Source organism: Brucella pseudogrignonensis (assembly GCF_002252525.1).
Taxonomy (GTDB): Bacteria; Pseudomonadota; Alphaproteobacteria; order Rhizobiales; family Rhizobiaceae; genus Brucella; species Brucella pseudogrignonensis.
In genome coordinates, this window is the sequence record NZ_NNRM01000050.1 from 1 (window position 1) to 21,256 (window position 21,256).

Consider the following 21,256-nt stretch of genomic DNA (forward strand, 5'->3'; position numbering starts at 1 on the left):
GGTCAAGCGGCGTATTCGTGCGGGAAAGCATTCAGTTCCGGGTGCGCTGGCGCGTCTCTCAGACAACCCTGCTTTGCACTTGCTCTGCATTATCGGCGAAGCAACACAGGCGGCTTTGACCGCCGATGCGCCTTTGGCTGAACAAAATATCGTACCCGCAGTGAAAGAAGCAGCGGTCGAGGCCGAAGAGATTCAAAAGCCAAAGGAATTTGCTTTTGACCGAGACGGTGCACCAGCCCGCTTCATATGGAAGACGGATGCGGCCGGTTCATTTACCGAACTATCGCCAGAACTGGGCATCATTATCGGGCCTAATGCTGCCGATGTTATCGGTCGCCGCTTTGCGGAAGTTGCCAATGTATTTGGCTTCGACACAGATGGCGCCATCGCCGTTCTGCTGCAAAAGCGCGATACCTGGTCCGGTAAAAAGCTGCTTTGGCCGGTTGAGGGTACAAATCTCCGCGTGCCAGTAGAACTTGCCGCCCTTCCCGTTTACTCGCGTGATCGCGAATTTATCGGTTTCCGTGGTTTCGGCCTTGTGAACCCTCAGGATGCAGAAGCAGACCCTGAAACCATCGGTATTGTGCTGGCTGGCGGTGTTCCGCAGAAGCGGGTTCCAGAAGCACAACAGACCGCTCTGCCGCTCGACGGTGCGGACGATGATGTTCTGGCGCTTTCAGAAGAAGTTGCGAATGACGATCATCCTTCAGAAGCCAAATATCAGCCACCTGTGGTTCTGACTCCTAATCCGGGTCGTCGGGAATCCGACAAGGTGCTTGAGCTTCTCAACGCTGCGGCTCGCGAAAAAGTCGCGGCGGATCACGAAAAAGAACACAAGACGAAGACCGACAAACGCCCTGAAGGCGGCCTGACTGCCACCGAGCGCAATGCATTCCGCGAAATCGCTGATCGTTTGCGCAAGCAAGGTCTCGCAAACTCGCGTCAGGATCAAGATGCAACAGATGAGAAGCCGGTTGCAGCGGAGCAGATAAAACCTGCCGCCGAACGCGCCTCGCCTGTCGCGCTGGTTTCGGAACCTGCTCAAACAAATTCCGGCGAACAGCCTGCCACAGAGGCCACAACACCCGCTGTTTCTGAAGAAAAGGTGTTTGCTGACGAAACGGCTTTGCTTGCCAATCTGCCTGTGCCGGTGATTATTCAGTCTGGCGGCGATATCCATTACGTCAATCAGGCGCTGCTTGATCTGACGGGTTATGACGCGATTGAAGACATTCGCAAGGCTGGTGGCGTTGATGCGCTTTTCAACAGCGAAGCCGACGACAGTGAAAAGCGTCAGGGCATGGTGCTACGTCATGCCGATGGCCATGAAGAACCGGTCGATGCACATCTTAATGCGATCAACTGGCGTTCTGGCCGCGCATTGATGCTAAGCCTCATGCCTGTCGCGGTTGAAGCGACTGCACCTGTTCAAAGTACACCAGAACCGACCCTTGAGGATCGCTCTGAAAAGCAGGAACTGCAGGCCCATATCGAAGAGCTCAAGACCATTCTCGACACCGCAACCGATGGTGTTGTGCTGATTGATCCTGAGGGCCGTATTCGCTCGATGAACCATTCGGCCTCGGCGCTGTTTGGCTATGATCAGGACGATACGGAAGGCAAGTTCTTCTCCATGCTCTTTGCCATCGAAAGCCAGCGTGCGGCGATGGATTATCTGCATGGCCTTTCCGGTAATGGCGTTTTGAGTGTCCTCAATGATGGACGCGAGGTGATTGGTCGTGAAGCACAGGGCGGTTTCATTCCGCTGTTCATGACTATGGGCAAGCTACCGCATACAAACGGATATTGTGCAGTTCTGCGCGACATTACACAGTGGAAACGCACCGAGGAAGAACTGACCAATGCACGTCGCGAAGCCGAACGTGCATCCAGTCAAAAAACGGAATTCCTTGCGCGTATCAGCCATGAAATTCGCACGCCCCTCAATGCAATTATCGGTTTCTCGGAACTGATGTCCGATGAAAAATTCGGCCCGATCGGCAACGAGCGTTATCGCGACTATCTGCGTGACATCAACCGTTCCGGCAACCATGTACTGGCATTGGTCAACGATCTCCTTGATATTTCAAAGATCGAAGCCGGTGCGCTCGACATGCAGTTTGAAGCGGTTTCGCTCAATGACGCTATCGGCGAAGCCATTGCGCTCATGCAGCCGCAAGCCAATCGCGAACGTGTCATTATCCGTTCCAGCTTCCAGTCCAACCTGCCGGATATCGTCGCCGATGCGCGCTCGATCAAGCAGGTCGCACTCAACTTGCTCTCCAATGCCGTACGCTTCACCGCAACCGGCGGACAGGTTATCGTGTCGACGAATTACGAGCTGAATGGCGATGTCGTGATGCGTGTGCGTGATACCGGCGTCGGTATGACCAAGGCTGAAATCGAACAGGCACTGAAGCCGTTCCGTCAGGTCAACACCATGCAACGTCGTCAGGCCGAAAGCGCGAAAGACTGGCGCAACGAAGGCACGGGACTTGGACTTCCGCTGACCAAGGCGATGGTTGAAGCCAACCGCGCGCAGTTTGCCATCGACTCCACACCCGGTCAGGGAACTGTGGTGGAAATCGTTTTCCCACCCACACGCGTTCTAGCAGAGTAATCTATGCGTATCCCGAAAAGTGGGAACCGGCTTTCGGAAAAGATAAAGCATTTTCAATAGGAAATGCTCTAGATATGAATAAAAGCCCTCCAGCCGGAGGGCTTTTCATTTGCAAACAAAAAAAGCGCCGGCAAAAGCCAGCGCGATAAATCTCAGAGACAAAGACACGAAAGCAAGTGACAGATAAGCACAACAAGCGGCTCGATCATTACTCAGTGTTGCATTCTTTATCGCGCCTAGCTGGTTAATACGGCCTTAAAATCCAATGTCGGAATTTAGAGATTGGAAACTCCTGTAAAATCAGGGTTAATTTCTGAGAAACAATTGTTTAACCATAAGATGGAATCAGCATAGGCGGCTTTGCTTTGCCACAGTGCTGAGCTAGTTTAGATTACGGAATATGTCTCACTGATAGGATGGTTGATGCGCTGGCCGAAGTTTATGCGCCTTATTATTGCGCTCGTCATTCTGGGCGCGGCAGCGGTCGCCACCCTGCTCGCGATCATACCTTTCATCGTCTCAACCGATGCGATCCGCATTCGTGTGGCGCAGGAAATCAGTGCGTGGACCGGCTATAGTGTTGAACTGCGTGAAGCACCGCGCTTGCGCGTGTTTCCTGTTCTTCGGGCTTCGCTCGATGGCGTGACACTTAGCAAACTGTCCGATCAGGGTGCCAAGCCTTTCATGAGCGCCAACCGCATTGAAATCGAGCTTTCGCCGCTTGATGCTATCATGGGCAGGCTGTCATTCTCTGAAACACAGATTGTAAGGCCGCATTTTAACATTGGCGGTCCGGTCGATAATTTTTCTGAGCTGCTGGATGCGATTGCAAGTTCGAATGGTCGATTGGGCACAGCGATACGCGCGCAACGCGCCTTGCAGCAGCAAAATGGTGGCAATGACAAGACGCTTGCAACGCAGCAGGCTTCCCAGCCTTTTGGTCGCGTTGTGGTTCGCGACGGCACAATCTCGTTCAACCACCCGGATTCGGAAGAAGAACCGAAAGAAGACCAGCAGATCACCAAGGTGAATGCCACGCTCGAATGGCCACGCACATCGAGTGCTGCAACGCTTCGCGGCAGTGCGCTATGGCGCGGCGAAAACACCCAGTTCAGCCTGACTGCAGCGCAAGCCCTTCCGTTGCTCGCAGGTGGCACTTCTGACGTGACCGCGAGCTTTACGTCCAACCCGGTCAACATCACCTTTGAAGGCAAAGCCAATATTTCCAATGATCGCTTCTTTGAAGGCGCGTTGAGCGCCAAGACGCCTTCATTGAGCAATTCGCTGCGCTGGCTTGCCTTGCCACCTGTCGCGGGCAGCACAGAAATCGGCGCCTTCTCACTCGACTCCACCATCACCTCCACACCGCGTCGCTTGAAATTTGCCGATGTCGAGATGACGACGGATGAAAGCCCGGCCAAAGGTGTGATCGAGATTGGATTTGAGCAGGAAACGCCCGCCGTCACCGGAACACTCGCTTTTGAGAAACTGAACCTGCGTCGCCTGTTTTCGATCTTTGTGCCGCTGCCTGTAAGCCAGCCCCGCTCGCCGAGCGAACGTGATCAGAACGAACGCGACACCATTGATACAAGCTTCATCAATCGATCCGAGTTGGATTTGCGGCTGTCAGCACAGACGGCAACTGCCGGGCCTGTCTCCATGACGGGTGTGGCTGCAGCCGTCCAGATCAGAGGCGGCCGTGCGATGTTCGATATCGGCGACGCCAAAGCCTTCAATGGCATTCTTCAGGCCAATCTCCAGATTGTGCGCGATTTGAAAACAGCCAGCGGCGAATTGCGCTTTAATGCCTCCGACATCGATAGCTCGCAGCTCTTTGCGGCGCTCGGTTTTGACAAGCCTTTCATCAATGGCAAAGGCAATGTGTCGTTGTTCATGAAGGGACCGGCCAATCGCTGGTCCGGATTGCTCAACAATGCGCAGGGCAATGTCTCGGTACAGTTGAACAATGGCCAGATGCAGGGCTTTTCGGTTCAGGACTTTCTGACCAAGGCACAAAGCCAGGGCTTCTTTGCCCTTGAGCGACAGGACAATGTCTCGCTCGCCTTCAATCGCCTCGATATGAAAGCCAACCTCTCGGATGGCGTGGCATCGCTGGAAAATGCAACATTGGCAACGTCGGAAGGCACGCTCAACCTTGCTGGCATTGTGCCTTTTGTCGATCGCAGTCTGGCGCTGAGTGGCGAAGTTATTTTCCCTGACAGCCAGCCCCAGCAGAATGCCGACAATCAGCAGGGCCAGCCAGCCCAGGGCGATCCAAACGCTCAGGGCGCGGCAGCGAAGCCGCCGCTTCATTTCTTCGTTGGCGGCTCGTGGGATCGACCATTTATCTCCCCATCATCAACAGGAAGCGGAACGGGGCAGTAAACCTGCCCCGCCGCTTTTTTTTACAGATTATCCGATGCGGAATGCCGCCTGCTCATCGCGGCGGCGCTGCACTTCGCGGCGCTTGTTGACGACCGACGCAATGATAACACCTGTCGTCACCAGGGCGATAAGAATGGTACAAACCGCATTGATTTCCGGCGTCACACCGAGCCGCACCTGTGAGTAAATCTTCATCGGAAGCGTTGTTGCACCCGGACCCGATGTGAAGCTTGCAATCACCAGATCGTCGAGCGAAAGGGTGAAGGCCAGCATCCAGCCGGACACCACCGCAGGCAGGATAACCGGCAAAGTGATTTTCATGAATGTGGTTACGGGTGGCGCGCCAAGATCCATCGCCGCCTCTTCCAGTGAATGGTCAAAGCTCACCAGACGCGACTGCACAACGACAGCCACGAAACACATCGAGAAGGTGATGTGTGCAAGCGTTACCGTCCAGAAACCACGATCAAAGTTCATCGCCACAAACAAAAGCAGCAGCGAAAGACCGGTGATGACATCCGGCATGACCAGTGGCGCATAAACCATGCCCGAAAACAGGATGCGCCCGCGAAACCGCGTGTAGCGGGTCAATGCCAGGGCTGCCAGTGTGCCAAGCACGGTTGCAATCGTGGCCGACAAAAGCCCGACGCGGATCGTCACCCATGCCGCATCCATCAGCGCCTGATTGCGGAACAGTTCCACATACCATTTGGTCGAGAAGCCCGCCCAGACAGTGACCAGACGGGATTCATTGAACGAGTAGATAACCAGCAGAACTATCGGCAGGTAGAGAAAGGCAAAGCCGAGCGCGACTGACGCGATGTTAAAACGGGACCAGTTGTTCTGCATCTTATTTCCCCTTCTCCTGCTGGCGCGCCTGCGCTTGCTGGAAAATCACAATCGGCACGATAAGCAGGAGCAGCAGAACCACTGCCACCGCCGAAGAAACCGGCCAGTCGCGATTGGAGAAGAACTCACTCCAGATTGTTTTACCGATCATCAGTGTCTGCGAACCACCAAGAAGATCAGGGATCACGAACTCACCAACGGCCGGGATGAACACAAGGAAACAACCCGCCACGACACCTGCAAGTGACAACGGAAACGTGATTTTCCAGAAAGCCGAGAAAGCTGTGCAACCCAGATCCTGTGCCGCTTCGATCAGCGAATAATCCATCTTTTCGAGTGACGAATAGATCGGCAGGATCATGAACGGCAGGTAGGAATAGACGATACCGATAAAGACGGCCGTATCCGTGTTCAGAATGTTAAGCGGCGTATCGATGACATTGAGCCACATCAGGAACTGGTTAAGCAGGCCTTCAGGCTTGAGGATACCGATCCACGCATAAACGCGGATAAGGAACGATGTCCAGAACGGCAGAATGACCAGCATCAACAATGTCGGGCGAAGACTTTGCGGCGCACGCGCCATGCCATAGGCCATCGGATAAGCGACAAGCAACGTCAGGAACGTCGAGATTGCTGCAATCCGCACGCTGGAGAGATACGCCATATAGTAAAGCGGATCATCCATCAGCCAGAGGTAATTATCAAACGAGAGCTGCTTCACACGCTCCCATGCAAGGCTGAAGCCCTGCGTCAGATCAATGACCGGCTGATAAGGCGGGATCGCCATCGTGACTTCGGACAACGAAATCTTGAAGACGATGAAGAATGGAACCAGAAAGAAGATCAACAGCCACAGATAAGGCACTGCGATCACGAGGCGACTGGTTATGGAAGCAATGAGCTTTTGCATGTGCCTCCCCTCCTCAGGCTGTCAGCACCAGACCGGCATCGGTATCGAACGAAACCCATACGCGCTCATCATAGGTCAGCGGGTTTTCCGTCTTGCGCACGGCATTCAGGCTTGCAGCCTTGATGGTACGGCCGTTGTCGAGGCGAACGTGGAAAACCGTCATATCGCCAAAATAGGCAATATCCCAAAGCTCACCCTCAACCGCATTGACGGAGGTTTCTTCCGGCTTTTCGCGGGTGATGCGTGTCTTTTCAGGGCGCACCGCATACCAGACCTTCTGGCCAGCGCTCAGCTGCTCGCGAGTTTCGGTCTGAATATTGAAGCCGAATTTTTCGGTGGCTATTTCTGCCTCACCATTCGCGGCCTTCACCACTTCGCCTTCGATGATGTTCACGTTGCCGATGAAGTCGGCCACGAACTTCGAGCCGGGCGCTTCATATACTTCGGCAGGTGTTGCCACCTGCATGATACGGCCCTTGTCCATGACGGCGATACGATCGGACATTGTCATGGCTTCTTCCTGATCGTGGGTGACGACCATGAAAGTGAGACCAAGCTTGACCTGCAAATCCATCAGCTCGAACTGTGTTTCTTCGCGCAGCTTCTTGTCGAGCGCGCCAAGCGGTTCATCGAGCAGCAGCACTTTTGGACGTTTCGCAACGGCGCGGGCCAAGGCCACACGCTGGCGCTGACCGCCCGAAAGCTGATGCGGCTTGCGCTTGCCATATTGCTCAAGCTTCACGAGCTTAAGCATTTCAGCAACGCGGGCATCGATTTCCGATTTTGCCATGCCGTCCTGCTTGAGACCGAAAGCTATATTGTTTTCAACCGTCATATGCGGGAACAGCGCATAGGACTGGAACATCATGTTTACCGGACGCTTATAGGGAGGAATGCCGCGCATATCCTGACCATCAAGGGTGATACGACCAGATGTCGGTTCTTCAAAACCAGCCAACATGCGCATCAGCGTGGTCTTGCCGCAACCGGACGCCCCTAGCAGCGCGAAGAACTCTCGATTGAAAACATTCAGCGACAGATTATCAACAGCAGTAAAATCGCCGAAAATCTTGGTCACATTTTCAAAAGAAATATAAGGCTTCGCCGCCGGATCATTCCAGGGTGCGAATTTGCGGCGAAAGCTGCCAAAAGATTCCATTCCGTTCCCCTATCGACTTATCAGGAACCTGACATTCACAGGCACAGCCTGCCATTGATCTACTACAAGACGTAGAGCGGCCCAGCTGTACGAACAGTGAGCCGCTCTAAATTTCAACGGGCAAACCCGCGTCAGCTAATAATAGCCGTCATATTATCCGACTGTTACTGGCCTGTGACGATCTTGGTCCAGGCGCGTGTAACAACGCGCTGCACCTTGGTGTCATAAGGCGTCGGTACGAAGAGCTTCTTCAGAACTTCATCGCTTGGATAGATAGCCGGATCATCAAGAATTTCCTTGTCGATGAATTCCTGCGATGCCTTGTTGCCGTTAGCATAGAACACGAAGTTCGACGCCTTGGCTGCAACTTCCGGACGCATGATATAGTTCATGAACTCAAGCGCTTCAGGCACATTCTTCGCGTCTGCCGGGATCGCCATCTGGTCGAACCACATCAGCGCGCCCTCCTTCGGGATCGAGTAACCAATCTCTACGCCCTGTTTTGCCTTCTCTGCACGATCACGCGCCTGGAAGATATCACCCGAATAGCCAACGGCCATGCAGATATCGCCGTTAGCCAGCGCATTGATATATTCCGACGAATGGAACTTGCGGATATTCGGACGAATCTTGAGATAAAGTTCCTGCGCCTTTTCGAGATCTTCCGGCGATGGGGAATTTGGATCAAGTCCGAGATAGTTCAGAGCCGGGCGCAGCATTTCACTGGCTGAATCGAGCAGGTAAATGCCGCAGCCTTTAAGCTTTGCCGATTTTTCCGGATCGAAAAGAACGTCCCACGAGTCAATCGTGTCGGTGCCGAGCGCTTCCTTGATCTTGGCCTTGTTATAGCCAATGCCGGTCGTGCCCCACATGTAGTTGATGGAATATTCGTTGCCCGGATCGTAGGTCGCGGCACGGGTCGAGATTTCGTCCCACATGTTCTTGAGGTTCGGGAGCTTGTCTTTATCGAGCTTCAGGAACACGCCCGCCGGGATCTGACGGCCAAGGAATTCGCCCGATGGCACTACGAGATCGTAGCCGCTGCCGCCTGCAAGCAGCTTGGTTTCAAGAATTTCGTTGGAATCGTATACGTCGTAAACGACCTTGATGCCGGTTTCCTTGGTGAAATCCTTAAGGATCGAATCGTCGATGTAATCCGACCAGTTATAGATATTGACCACCCGCTCCTGCGCGCTTGCGGGAAATACGGCGGCGCTTACAAGGCCAGAAACCATTGTAGTCGCCAGAAGAAAGGATTTCATCCTCATCGCTTGCTCCATTCTGCACCGTGATTCCAGGTACAGCTCAAGGGTGGGTAAACTGTTTCAACTTCATAGTTTTTTAGATTGTGCAGCATTCGTCAACCGGCTGATGACAAGACGAACACAAAAATTGCGATGTCGCGCCATTTGCAGACCGTCAGAGCCAAAATCTTCCGGCTCTACTGGAAGTCGAAAGCTGACAATCCCGCCACCATTTCATCAAGGCCTAATGGACGCGTAAGCGGCGGCTCGGCCCGTGTGATACAGCCCTGTCGCTCACAAAGGCGACAGGCCGGACCGATTTCCGCGCGCGGAGCACTATTCGCACCATAAATTGTCTCAGAACCTGCATCGAGCGAGCAGCCGAGAAGAATGGCAGTGCGCCGCGGACGTTCATTGAAAGCGCCTTGCGGTCCTTCAAGTGTTCGCGCAACCGTCAGAAAAGCGGAACCATCGGGCAATTCGGCTGGCTCCACCAACACCTGCCCCGCTTGTGTGAAGGCCGCATAGACCGGCAGCTTGGGACATTGCCCTCCAAATCTAACGGGAAACCCTTCGGCACCCGCCATGCGCAAGCGATTGCCCGCATGGTCGATTTCCATCAAAAAAAACGGCAAAGCAGAGTTACCCTGTCGTTGAAGCGTTGTGAGCCGGTTCGCCGCCTGCTGAAACGACACACCAAAGCGCGAGCGCAACACGTCAACATCGTAGCGCGCCCGCACAGCCGCATCGCGAAACTGCCGATAGGGCATCATCAACGCCTGCGCCGCATAACGCGCCAGTTCAAAACGAGCGATGCGCTTTGCTTCACTGGACGAGAGTTTCAGCGCTTCCGTTTCGGCACCGATCATCACCTGCATACGGATAAGCGCCGCTTCCATGGCAATTTCCTGCAACTGATCAAAGGGCGACAATCGCTCCGATATAAACAGTCGCTGCGAATGCCGGTCATAACGTCTGCGCCAGTTCGGCATGGTCGCGACGGGCAGCGTACGCACAGTAATGCCATGCTCGCGTCGCAGCCATTCTTTCAGTGCGCCCGACAGGTCGCCATCGGGCTTCAGCAGACCATAAAAACTCTCGGCCTCTTCTTCGATACGCGGATAATGATTGGGCCGCCGCGCCATGACATCACGGACCTCATCGAGCGGCAACCGCGTAGCGGAAAGCTGCGCATCGCTGCCTTCGTGCGAAAGCAACTGCGACAAATCGGAAAGGCGCTGCTGCTGCTCACGATAGGCGCGATAAAGTTTGACGATCCCACTAGCAGCATTGGGTGCTGCCTCGCCAATTTCCACCAGCTCCTGATCGCCCGGCAATTCTCCCGTCAGCAGCGGATCGGAAAACACTTCCTTCAGGCCCGCAACAGTCGTGCCGCTTTCTGCCTGCAGGCTATCGAGATCGAGCTTGTAAACACTGGCAAGCTTTAACAAGAGCTGCACTGTAAGCGGACGCTGATTGCGCTCAATGAGATTGAGATAGGACGGCGAAATACCAAGCGCCTCGGCCATGGATGTCTGCGTCAGACCGCGCTCGTTGCGGATGCGCCTGATGCGTGGACCGGCAAAAATCTTGCGTTCGCTCATCAGGTCCTCCCAAACCAGCAATGATGAGTTTTACAACTCGTGACAAAATAGCTTCAAATTTCACCTTTGACAATATTTACAAATTTACAGATCAGCCCAGTCAATTTTCAGACAGCATTACCTCAATTATTTGGCCTTTTTGCTGCTTTTTCTGGCCGCTTAAGCAGTGGGATTGTAAATCTAGTCACAGAAAGAGCGACGATAATCTGCTCTTCAAAAACCTGATCCAAGTGTGAGGAGACACCGAAATGACAGATTTTTACAGCCTCATCCCTTCGGCACCGAAGGGCCGCTTTGACGGCATCCAGCGTGCGCATACAGCCGAAGACGTGAAAAGGCTGCGCGGTTCGGTGGAGATCAAGTATTCGCTGGCCGAGATGGGTGCAAACCGTCTGTGGAAGCTCATCCACGAGGAAGATTTCGTCAACGCACTTGGCGCGCTTTCCGGCAATCAGGCTATGCAAATGGTTCGCGCAGGCCTCAAGGCGATTTACCTTTCCGGTTGGCAGGTTGCAGCGGATGCGAACACGGCTTCAGCCATGTATCCCGATCAGTCGCTTTATCCGGCTAATGCCGCACCTGAACTCGCCAAGCGCATCAACAAGACGTTGCAGCGTGCCGACCAGATTGAAACAGCAGAAGGCAAAGGACTGTCGGTCGATACGTGGTTTGCGCCAATTGTTGCCGATGCGGAAGCAGGCTTCGGTGGACCGCTGAATGCTTTCGAAATCATGAAAGCCTTCATCGAAGCGGGCGCTGCCGGTGTGCATTATGAAGACCAGCTGGCATCTGAAAAGAAGTGCGGCCATCTGGGCGGCAAAGTTTTGATCCCGACTGCGGCCCATATCCGTAACCTTAATGCGGCACGCCTGGCTGCTGACGTTATGGGAACTTCCACGCTGGTTATCGCCCGCACGGATGCGGAAGCCGCCAAGCTTCTGACATCGGATATTGACGAACGCGATCAGCCTTTCGTTGATTATGATGCGGGCCGCACTGCGGAAGGATTTTATCAGGTGAAGAGCGGCATCGAGCCGTGCATCGCCCGTGCGATTGCCTATGCGCCCTATTGCGATCTGATCTGGATGGAAACGTCCAAGCCCGATCTCGAACAGGCTCGTCGCTTCGCGGAAGCCGTGCACAAGGCGCATCCGGGCAAGAAGCTCGCTTACAACTGTTCACCGTCATTCAACTGGAAAAAGAATCTCGACGACGCAACGATTGCCAAGTTCCAGCGTGAGCTGGGCGCGATGGGCTATAAGTTTCAGTTCATCACGCTGGCTGGCTTCCACCAGCTCAACTTCGGCATGTTCGAACTGGCACGCGGCTACAAGGATCGTCAGATGGCAGCCTATTCCGAGCTGCAACAAGCGGAATTTGCGGCCGAGGCCAACGGTTACACCGCAACCAAACACCAGCGCGAAGTCGGCACCGGCTATTTCGATGCCGTATCACTCGCAATCACCGGCGGCCAGTCTTCGACCACCGCCATGAAGGAATCCACCGAAACAGCACAGTTCCGTCCAGCTGCTGAGTGACGCCCAATTCTTGAGAGGAGAATAACAATGGCTTCGATTGCACGCGTTAAGGAAAGAGCAGAAGAGCAATCAACCTCGATGAGCACCGATCAGCAAAGCGCGATCCGTATGCTTGCCAATGACCTGCACCGCCTCAATCAGTCGGTTATGAATGCAGTCGAGGCCGGTGTTTCGGTTGAGCTGGTTCGCTCCGCTCGACATCATGGCGGCGAAGGCAACTGGGGGGATCTGCTAATCCCGGTTATCGTTACCCGAAACCCATGATGACACTCACGACAATTGCCTTCGCCGCTGTATTATTTACTTCGGCGAAGCTGCGGCGACAGGAACTGACGAGCGTAAATGTCGCATACCGGTCGTTTCATCCAAAGAAAGTCGATTAGACCTTGATATACCAGTTCATCCATGTTGGACTGCCCGCACTGACCTCCCCGGCTGGCTCTGCCAGTCGGGTTCTTTTTTACATGAGCAGGTAATCTTTCGGCTGCGGCAGGTCTGGCAAATTCGTTTCACCCAATGCCTCGCGCAGATTGATCTCGATCGTATCAGCGATCGCGCCGATCGGAAGATCATTAGGCAGCGTGCCAAAGGGTTCTTCCAGCTCATCGCCCAGTGCATCAAGACCGAAGAAGGTGTAAGCGACCAGCGTGGTCGCAAAAGGCGTCCCCCAACCCAGCATATCTGCAAAACCAAAGGGAATAAAAAAGCAGAACAGATAGGCCGTGCGGTGCAACAGCAACGTGTAGCCAAACGGCACCGGCGTAAAGCGCAGACGCTCACAGGCCGCCTGCACTTCGGCAAGGTTTTTCACCGTTTCATCAAGTGTCTGGAAATCTATCGCATCAACGCGCCCTGCTCCGCGCAATTCTGCAAGTATCTCACCAATTTTGCGCAGAACGAAATCCGGTCCGTTGCGGCTTGCAGTAAAGGCTGCTTGCTCATCAGAATTAAGCCACTTGTGGGCTTTTGCCTGTCCATCATCTGGCCGAAGATGCGGCACCATAGACTGCGTGAATGCAATCACATAGTGAAGAAGCTTCGCACGCGCGCCTTGCGCACCCGGCAGTTGGTCCAGCACCATTGTCTGACGCGCAAAGCTGCGTGCCACATGCACAAGTTTGCCCCAGACTTTGCGCGCTTCCCACCAGCGGTCGTAGCAAGCATTGTTGCGGAAGCCCAAGAAGATCGAAAGCGCAATGCCAAGCAGCGCGAAGGCTGTGCCATTGTTGAATGCCGGAACCCAGCCCGGAAAGGCGCGATGCGCCCAGACCACGACGAGCGACAGTACGAAAACCGCAAAGATTTGTGGCAATATCCGCGTGACAATAGAGCCTTTGAGGATGAAGAATAATTTCCACAAGGGCGGACGCGGACGAACGATCATTTTAGTGCTTATCCCAGAATGTTACGGGCGATGCTTATAGTCTTTGCGCTTCTTCGCCAAGCATCGCAAGTTCTGAACTCGATCAAATCTTGATGCGTTCTTGACAATTGCCATCAATAAGCAGGGCCCATAAAACCGTCGCAGGACGCAATCAGGAGCCACTATGTCCATTCAATCGCTCGTCGACACCGTTGCAAATCGGGTCAATATCGATCAGCCGCTTGCCGAAAAACTGACCGGATCAGTTTTTTCCGTGCTGCAACACAGCACACCGGAAATTGGAGAGAAAGTGTTCGAGCTTTTACCCGATGCGAAGCCGCTGGCGGAAAGCCATGACGTGCTCGCCACGGGAAGCAGCGGTTTTCTCGGTGTTTTTTCAGGTTTGATGGACACAATTGCTGGCGAAAAGATGAGCGCGTTGCTCAAAGCTGCTGCCAATCTCCGCACAAGCGGCCTTTCAAGCGAGCAGATCACCGATGCTGGAAATCAGGTGTTTCTATATATTCGTGAACGCGATCCAAATCTGGTGGACCAACTGATTATTGCAGCTCCATCCATCAAAGAGCATTTCGGACTTTAAAACGATAGCGCGCCGTCAAAGATATTTCGATGGCGCGCTATTCAGATTATTTAAGTGTCTTTTCCAGTATCGACCATTGCTCGTCACGCGTCACCGGCCCCATACCCGCATTATGCGCCAGCATATTTCGGTTCAGGCGCACAAATACGACTTTTTCATCGCCTTTCTCAGCCCATCCGACATACCAGCCAAATTGACGACGCCGATCCGGCTTGCCCTTGGGACCTGTTTCAAACGCCGAACCGGTTTTGCCATGAGCTGTCCAGCCGTTTGAAAGCTTATGGCTGGGCAGAATGGCCATGGTTTTGGTCATTGCAGCTTCCGAGAACGGCAGCTTGTTATTGACCATTTTCATCAGAAAATCCGCCTGCTCATTGGGCGATATTGTCAGCGACGAGGAAATCCATGAGCGCAACATGCCGTTATTCTTGCCCGGATCGCCACGCAGATCACGATTGCCGTAATTGAGCTGGTCTGTGTATTCCTGAAACTTTTCTTTTCCGAGCTTCCGCGTCAGCTCCTGTGAGAACCAGACTACCGACTGGTCTTCCCAATAGGTCGGATCGACAGATTGTTTCCAGGATTCACGCCACGCCGGATAACCCTCCTTGTAAGGCCAGGACGGGTTGTGGCTATCTTTTAATATGCCGCTTTCAAAACCCATCAGCGCCAATGGCACTTTGAAGGTTGATGCCGGGCTGTTGCGCTTGTCGCAAATCTCGCCCTCTTTGGCGATGACCTCACCGCTGTTCGCATTGAGGATGATCATGCAGGTGAGTTTTTGACCTGCAGCCGAGGCCTGCCCTTGCAGGGCGAGCATCGCAAGCAAGGTGCCGCCTGCCAATCCGAAAGCCGCTTTGATCGTTCTTTGCATAAAGAAAATCTCCAAAAAAATGCATTCGGGAATTTTTCTCTCAAACGTGGCGCCAACATTACGCAAAAGTGGCAATCCACATCTTTGCCCCTGTTTGCAACTGAGCTGCTCACATGCTGACACAGCGGATGTTAACGAAGGGTGCCGGTCGTCCAACGTGGCTAACCTAGCCCGCAAAATACGCCACAATATTTAATGTTGTTGTTGCTCAAAGGTCATTTGTCATTGTCGAATGTCCCCGCTATCATGCGGACATACGAAATCATTTTTTGGTGTTGGATGTCTGCTGATACGACGGAGAAGAAGGTTACGCGTGCGCCGCGTCGCCGTACGCCTGCTTATGTCAAATCGCTTCGCGGCGTGAAGAACTGGAAGCAAGCCACAGAATGGCTGGCATGGCGAGACATTGAAGACATCGAATGCATCACCCCTGATCAGGCGGGCGTTGCCCGCGGCAAGATGATGCCATCGAAGAAGTTCACATCGAACACTTCGCTGGCGCTTCCATCGGCGGTATTCATGACCACGATTTCGGGCGATTATCCGGAAGACGGACACGGCTTCCAATATCCCGAAGACGACGGCGATCTGCGACTCTTACCAGACCTTTCCACGCTCTCCGCCGTTCCATGGGAATCCGACGCGACGGCGCAGGTTATCTGCGATCTGGTTTATCAGGATGGACGCGCCGTTGAGTTCACCCCGCGCAATGTCCTGCGCTCTGTGGTCGCTGCTTATAACAAGCGCGGCCTCAAGCCGGTCGTGGCACCCGAAATCGAGTTTTATCTGGTCCGCAAAAACCCCGACCCGGATTACCCGCTCACACCTCCGGTCGGCCGGTCCGGTCGCGCCATTGGCGGCGGTCAGGGCTATTCGATTGCTGGCGTCAACGAGTTCGACGAACTGATCGACGACATCTATCATTTCTCTGAAGGCCAAGGCCTTGAGATCGATACGCTGATCCACGAAGAAGGTGCAGCTCAGCTTGAAATCAACCTGCGCCATGGCGATCCGGTTGAACTGGCCGATCAGGTATTTTTGTTCAAGCGCACGATCCGTGAAGCAGCGCTCAAGCATGATATGTATGCAACCTTCATGGCCAAGCCTATTCAGGGCCAGCCGGGTTCGGCGATGCATATTCATCAGTCGATTGTCGACAAGAAGACCGGGCGCAACATTTTCTCCAATGAAGATGGCAGTGAAAGCGAAGCCTTCCGCCATTTCATCGGCGGTATGCAACGCCATGTGCCGAACGCGCTCGTAATGTTCGCTCCCTATGTAAACTCTTATCGTCGCCTGACACCGTCCGCATCGGCTCCTGTCAACGTGAAATGGGGCTACGACAACCGCACGACTGCATTCCGCGTACCGCGGTCTGAGCCAGGTGGTCGACGCGTTGAAAACCGCATTCCATCGTCTGATGCAAATCCCTATCTGGCGCTTGCTGCTTCGCTTGCCTGCGGACTGATTGGCCTGGTCAATAAGATCGAGGCGGATCAGCCAGCTTCAACCAGCGTCAACACCAAGGAAATCGACCTGCCACGCGGCCTGATCGACGCGGTAGAACTGTTTGAAAACGATCAGGAGTTACGCAATCTGTTCGGTAATTCATTCGTCACAACCTATGCGGCGATCAAGCGTGCCGAATTTGAAACCTTCATGGAAGTCATCAGCCCGTGGGAACGTGAGTTCCTGCTGCTCAACGTCTGACCGGTTCCGCATGGCTAATCAACGGCCCTATCAAAGCCCAATCTCGCCCGGATTCTCGTGGTACGAAGCGAGTGTTCCAGAACGCCCGCAATATGAAGAACTCGACGGCGCCCGTCAGGCGGATGTCGTGGTTATTGGCGGCGGCTATACGGGGCTTTCAGCGGCTTATCATCTGGCAAAGCAGGGAGCCGATGTCGTACTGATCGAAGCTGCACGCTTCGGTGATGGGGCATCGGGCCGCAATGGCGGTCAATTCGGCACAGGGCAGCGTATCTGGGCCGAAGATCTCGAAAAGCAATATGGCTTTGAACGTGCCAAAGCCCTGTTTGACGTTGCGGAAGAAGCCAAGACTTATTTGCTTGGCTTTGCCCGCGAGCACAATATCGACATGGAATATATGCCCGGCCAGATTTCGGCCGTACATAAGCCGCGCTATCTCAAAAACTATCAGGACCATGCGGAACTGATGGCTACGCGTTTCAACTACCCTCACATTCGCTATGTCGAACGCAACGAAATGGCCACGCTTCTCGGTTCAAACCGCTATCACGGCGGGGTCTATGATGCCGGAACAGGGCATATTCACCCGCTGAAATTGCTGGTTGGTCTGGCGAAGACAGCACAAGCTGCCGGTGCGCACCTGTTTGAGAACACCAAAGCCACGAAGATAACGACCGCAAGCGGTCGCGTTGAAGTTCAAACCCCGCGTGGCACGATTTCAGCAAAAAACGCTTTTCTTGCGGTCAATGCGCATGGCGGCGATCTGGAGCCTACCAGCGCTGCCCATGTCATGCCGATCCGTTCGTTCATCGGCGCAACGGCACCCTTGGGCGATAACAGCCCGGTCATTCCCGGCGGGGAGTCGGTTGATGACTCACGCTTCGTCGTTCGCTATTTCCGCAAATCCAAGGATGGTCGCCTGCTGTTTGGTGGTCGCGAAGCCTATACGGCAGACAATCCGCGCGACATCAGCGAACATATCCGCCGACAGATCGCGGAAATCTATCCCGCACTCGACAAGGTCGAAATCACGCAGGCCTGGGGCGGATCCGTTGGCATAACCATGCCGCGCCAGCCATTTGTGCGTGAAGTGATGCCCGGTGTCATTTCCGCAGGTGGCTATTCCGGCCATGGGGTCATGCTCGCCAATTATATGGGCAGGCTCTATGCGGAAGGCATTTCCGGCAAGCGCGACAAGCTCAAGCTCTTTGAAGAGTTGCGCATTCCGGCGTTTCCGGGTGGCCGCACGTTCCGGGCACCCCTCCTCTTCCTTGCACTGTCATGGTACGCGCTGATGGATCGGATTTAAAAAAAAGCGGGCGACACATCAGAGGATGTATCGCCCGCAAGTTTAATTGCCCTGTTACTCTAAGTGACACTTACTCAGGCATTATTACTTCATGAATTACGCATCGTGTTTTCCAAAAATCGAAATTGATTTCTGGGCCGATGGTGTAGCCAATCTCTGATAGGTTTCTTCCACGACATCGCGCATGGGCAGCACGCCGCTCATACACAGCAAAGCGTGCATGTGTTCCCGTGCGCCTTCATAGCCCATGATCGGCGCGAAAGGTGTCATGGTCACACGCGGTTCATCAGCATAGAGCTGCTGATACTCAGCGAAATTCGTGAAGCTCAGATAGTTTTCGTCGCGCATCAGATAGGTTTCAACCGCCACACCCTCTGCAAAAACCACATCGTGGCTGTCGAGCACGATGTTGTAATAATCGATGGCGTCATCTTCTGAAATGCGTGCAATCGAATGCCCATTGACCAGATCTTTTACGCGGATGAGAACGCCGTCGATCAACAAGGCATGGTTTGGCGAAAGATAAAGATCACGCCGGGGAAGTTTACCGCCAAGCGCATGACGCTTGACGCGGATTGGCATGATGCTCTCATTCCACTCCGCGCCAGAGCTTACGAGACACTGCCACCCAATCCATTTAACCGGTAGCGTTTCACCGCGAACCGTTTTGACAAGATCACCTATCGCCAGCTTTTCGACGGGAACAGGCCCCTTTGGCGTATCGATGAGCGTGCCTTTGAGAAGGCAATTGGCGCCCGAACCACCGCCATTCTCCCACCATTTCGTGCCCATGGCACGCGCAGGCAGTGATGAAATTGACGAAGCCAAAGCGCCAAGCGCCGCAGCTTTTGCAGCCATTCCTGCGGCAGCGCCTAAAAAGTGTCGTCGCGCGCGATTGCGAGGCGAGTGCGGGTTATTATCTGATGACATGGATCCCTCCGCTCTTCGAATGCCAGGCATCGGCTAAAATCAACTTGGATTTTTGCAAAGCACGATGCGTCAAATCAAAAATCTGAAGCTTCCAATCCGTGTTACGCGGATGGTCTGCTTCTGTTGCTTCGCCCCAAGATTACGAATCTGATCATAGCCGATGACCCAACCGAAAATATTCCAGCAATCCGGGCTAAAGCCTCCACGAATAGGCGTAGGCTCTACCTCAAAGGGGGATTTTTTCGGCGGGATTTGAGCGGTCTGAAAACTAGAAAATGTTGATCGAGATTAAGTGGTGATCTGTTTTACCCGTTCCAGAAATGCCCGATGTTCGGAACCACTTCGCATATTCGTTCATTAAAGATGTCTGGACTGCTTTTATTGACGATACTTGCATTTGCTGCGGCAAATCTTGGCTTTGCGCAGCTTTGAAACTGCTTGTGCCCGGAATGAGGAGGACTCGATGCAAAATCCGATCGACAATGCGGGCGAAGAAAAAACTGAACTGAAACGGGTGATGGGGCCCGGTCTTCTTTTACTTTTCATCATTGGCGACGTGCTGGGTACAGGCATCTATGCCTTGACCGGTGAAGTTGCGGCAGAAGTCGGTGGCGTTGTGTGGCTACCCTTTCTGATCGCGTTCGTGGTCGCGCTGCTAACTGCGTGTAGCTATCTTGAGCTTGTCACCAAATATCCGCGTGCGGCAGGCGCAGCACTCTATACGCACAAAGCCTTCGGCGTTCACTTCGTTACCTTTCTTGTGGCTTTCGCTGTCATGTCTTCGGGCATCACATCCGCGTCCACAGCCTCACGCGCCTTTGCTGCAAACTTCGAGGCATCGCTGGGCCTGGCTTTCGGTGAGTGGGGCATACCGCTCATTGCTGTCGGCTTTATCGCACTGATTGCGGCCGTCAATTTTCGCGGCGTTGGCGAGAGCGTGAAAATGAACGTCGTTCTCACTGTTGTTGAAGTCACAGGCCTGCTCATAATTATCGGCATAGGCCTCTGGGCAATTGCTGGCGGCCAGGGCGATGTATCGCGCGCCTGGACTTTCGAAACGCCTGAAGGCAGTGGCTATTTCTGGCCTGTTATCGCCGCAACCACCCTCGCCTTCTTCGCGATGGTCGGCTTTGAAGACTCCGTCAACATGGCTGAGGAATGCAAAGAACCAAGTCGCCTTTTCCCGAAAGTGCTCCTCACAGGCCTAGCCATTACGGGTATTGTCTATGTGCTCGTTTCCATTTCGGCCATTACGCTGGTTTCCGCCGCCGAACTTGGTGAAGGCGACACCCCGCTTCTCAAGGTTATTCAGGCTGGCGCACCGGGCTTCCCGATTGGTGTCTTTGCTCTGATCACAATGTTTGCCGTTGCCAACTCCGCATTGATCAACATGATGATGGCAAGCCGCCTTATCTACGGCATGGCGCGTGAAGGCGTGGTTCCGGACGTGTTGGGCAAGGTGCATAAGGGTCGCCGCACGCCACATATCGCGATTATCTTCACTTCGCTGCTGGCGGTTGGCCTTATTCTGTTTGCAGGTGGTGTTCCAGCGCTCGGCGGTACGACCGCATTATTGCTTCTCTGTGTGTTCGCGGTGGTCAATGTCGCAGTATTGGTTTTGCGCAACGACCATGTCGATCACAAGCATTTCCGCACACCCACGATTCTGCCGATACTGGGTGCAATCAGCTGCACATTCCTTGCCGGTCCCTGGACCGGACGCGATACGGAACAATATGCAATTGCCGCTGTGCTGCTCGGCATTGGCGTGGTGCTGTGGTTTGCAACAGTTCGCTATATGCGCGCCGCCAACCAGCCTGCATAATACCTAAACTCTACGAGTATGACTCATGGAGCTTTGGTTAGCCCGAGTAGCGTTCGAACTTTCTAAAGACGTGATGCGTCAGCATCTCGAGCCGCCTTGGTATAAGACACGGCTTTCAGACCTTCAGCTTTGATCCATTTGCCTGCATCCAGCAGGCAAGTGAATCAAGCGTATCACGCAGGGTTTTGCCTAACGGCGTCACCTCATAATCCACTCGTGGCGGCATTTCCGGATAAACGACGCGGGTAATCAACCCGCGCGTTTCAAACAGCCGGAGCTTGTGAGGTCATGCTGAAGCGCGACTTTTGCCGTTTGAGTTTACGCAAAACGAT

The 21,256-nt window shown here is 54.0% G+C and carries 17 protein-coding genes; 8 read left to right on the forward strand and 9 right to left on the reverse strand.

Translation table 11 applies throughout. From position 1 onward, the window contains the following. The coding region (locus CEV34_RS24555) for a PAS domain S-box protein (protein ID WP_143853503.1) at window positions 1-2,620 on the forward strand (2,620 nt) is incomplete at its 5' end. 423 nt (window positions 2,621-3,043) lie between these two features. After that, complete coding sequence (locus CEV34_RS24560) at window positions 3,044-5,005, forward strand: AsmA family protein (RefSeq protein WP_007879659.1); 1,962 nt, start codon at window positions 3,044-3,046, stop codon at window positions 5,003-5,005. Between the two features lie 27 nt (window positions 5,006-5,032). On the opposite strand, the gene CEV34_RS24565 is transcribed toward CEV34_RS24560, so the two are convergent. The 5 genes from CEV34_RS24565 to CEV34_RS24585 form a co-directional block, all read right to left on the reverse strand. Beyond that, window positions 5,033-5,854, reverse strand: coding sequence for an ABC transporter permease (locus CEV34_RS24565; RefSeq protein ID WP_007879660.1), 822 nt, complete (start codon window positions 5,852-5,854; stop codon window positions 5,033-5,035). A 1-nt stretch (window position 5,855) separates the two neighbouring features. Then, entirely contained in the window at window positions 5,856-6,767 is a 912-nt protein-coding gene (locus tag CEV34_RS24570) for an ABC transporter permease subunit (RefSeq protein WP_064321871.1), read from the reverse strand. 13 nt (window positions 6,768-6,780) lie between these two features. Then, the gene (locus CEV34_RS24575) at window positions 6,781-7,926 is read right to left on the reverse strand and encodes an ABC transporter ATP-binding protein (RefSeq protein WP_007879665.1); all 1,146 of its coding nucleotides are present in this window, start codon (window positions 7,924-7,926) and stop codon (window positions 6,781-6,783) included. A 164-nt stretch (window positions 7,927-8,090) separates the two neighbouring features. Then, window positions 8,091-9,194, reverse strand: a complete 1,104-nt coding sequence (locus CEV34_RS24580) for a polyamine ABC transporter substrate-binding protein (RefSeq protein ID WP_007879666.1) — start codon at window positions 9,192-9,194, stop codon at window positions 8,091-8,093. A gap of 173 nt (window positions 9,195-9,367) precedes the next feature. Beyond that, window positions 9,368-10,774 carry a helix-turn-helix domain-containing protein gene (locus tag CEV34_RS24585; RefSeq protein WP_094544731.1) on the reverse strand — a complete coding sequence of 469 codons (1,407 nt, stop codon included), beginning with the start codon at window positions 10,772-10,774 and terminating at the stop codon, window positions 9,368-9,370. A gap of 248 nt (window positions 10,775-11,022) precedes the next feature. Here CEV34_RS24585 and aceA point away from each other — a divergent pair, with 248 nt between their 5' ends. Together aceA and CEV34_RS24595 are read left to right on the forward strand one after the other, a co-directional pair. Beyond that, window positions 11,023-12,312: an isocitrate lyase gene (gene aceA / locus CEV34_RS24590; protein ID WP_007879668.1), complete on the forward strand. Its 1,290-nt coding sequence runs from the start codon at window positions 11,023-11,025 to the stop codon at window positions 12,310-12,312. A gap of 27 nt (window positions 12,313-12,339) precedes the next feature. Next, window positions 12,340-12,576: an SMc00767 family acetate metabolism repressor gene (locus tag CEV34_RS24595; RefSeq protein ID WP_007879671.1), complete on the forward strand. Its 237-nt coding sequence runs from the start codon at window positions 12,340-12,342 to the stop codon at window positions 12,574-12,576. Between the two features lie 196 nt (window positions 12,577-12,772). Here CEV34_RS24595 and CEV34_RS24600 read toward each other — a convergent pair whose 3' ends face one another. Continuing rightward, window positions 12,773-13,696, reverse strand: coding sequence for a bestrophin family protein (locus CEV34_RS24600; protein WP_094544732.1), 924 nt, complete (start codon window positions 13,694-13,696; stop codon window positions 12,773-12,775). Between the two features lie 163 nt (window positions 13,697-13,859). On the opposite strand from CEV34_RS24600, the gene CEV34_RS24605 reads away from it, so the two are divergent. Continuing rightward, window positions 13,860-14,276, forward strand: coding sequence for a DUF2267 domain-containing protein (locus tag CEV34_RS24605; protein ID WP_079213703.1), 417 nt, complete (start codon window positions 13,860-13,862; stop codon window positions 14,274-14,276). Window positions 14,277-14,322: 46 nt separating this feature from the next. Here the strand turns inward: CEV34_RS24605 and CEV34_RS24610 are convergent, their stop codons facing one another. Further along, complete coding sequence (locus CEV34_RS24610; RefSeq protein WP_007879679.1) at window positions 14,323-15,150, reverse strand: class D beta-lactamase OXA-919; 828 nt, start codon at window positions 15,148-15,150, stop codon at window positions 14,323-14,325. A gap of 279 nt (window positions 15,151-15,429) precedes the next feature. Here CEV34_RS24610 and CEV34_RS24615 point away from each other — a divergent pair, with 279 nt between their 5' ends. Both CEV34_RS24615 and CEV34_RS24620 read left to right on the forward strand, forming a co-directional pair. After that, window positions 15,430-16,860, forward strand: coding sequence for a glutamine synthetase family protein (locus tag CEV34_RS24615; RefSeq protein WP_007879682.1), 1,431 nt, complete (start codon window positions 15,430-15,432; stop codon window positions 16,858-16,860). Between the two features lie 10 nt (window positions 16,861-16,870). Next, on the forward strand, window positions 16,871-18,169 hold the full coding sequence (locus CEV34_RS24620) for an NAD(P)/FAD-dependent oxidoreductase (RefSeq protein ID WP_039860893.1): 1,299 nt from the start codon (window positions 16,871-16,873) through the stop codon (window positions 18,167-18,169). 96 nt (window positions 18,170-18,265) lie between these two features. Here CEV34_RS24620 and CEV34_RS24625 read toward each other — a convergent pair whose 3' ends face one another. Next, window positions 18,266-19,099 (reverse strand): Hint domain-containing protein, encoded by an 834-nt coding sequence (locus CEV34_RS24625; protein ID WP_039860895.1) that lies wholly within the window; start codon window positions 19,097-19,099, stop codon window positions 18,266-18,268. Window positions 19,100-19,562: 463 nt separating this feature from the next. On the opposite strand from CEV34_RS24625, the gene CEV34_RS24630 reads away from it, so the two are divergent. Further along, window positions 19,563-20,924: an APC family permease gene (locus tag CEV34_RS24630; RefSeq protein ID WP_007879688.1), complete on the forward strand. Its 1,362-nt coding sequence runs from the start codon at window positions 19,563-19,565 to the stop codon at window positions 20,922-20,924. A 115-nt stretch (window positions 20,925-21,039) separates the two neighbouring features. Here CEV34_RS24630 and CEV34_RS24635 read toward each other — a convergent pair whose 3' ends face one another. After that, window positions 21,040-21,195 (reverse strand): winged helix-turn-helix transcriptional regulator, encoded by a 156-nt coding sequence (locus CEV34_RS24635; RefSeq protein WP_210199595.1) that lies wholly within the window; start codon window positions 21,193-21,195, stop codon window positions 21,040-21,042. Between the last annotated feature and the right edge of the window lie 61 nt (window positions 21,196-21,256).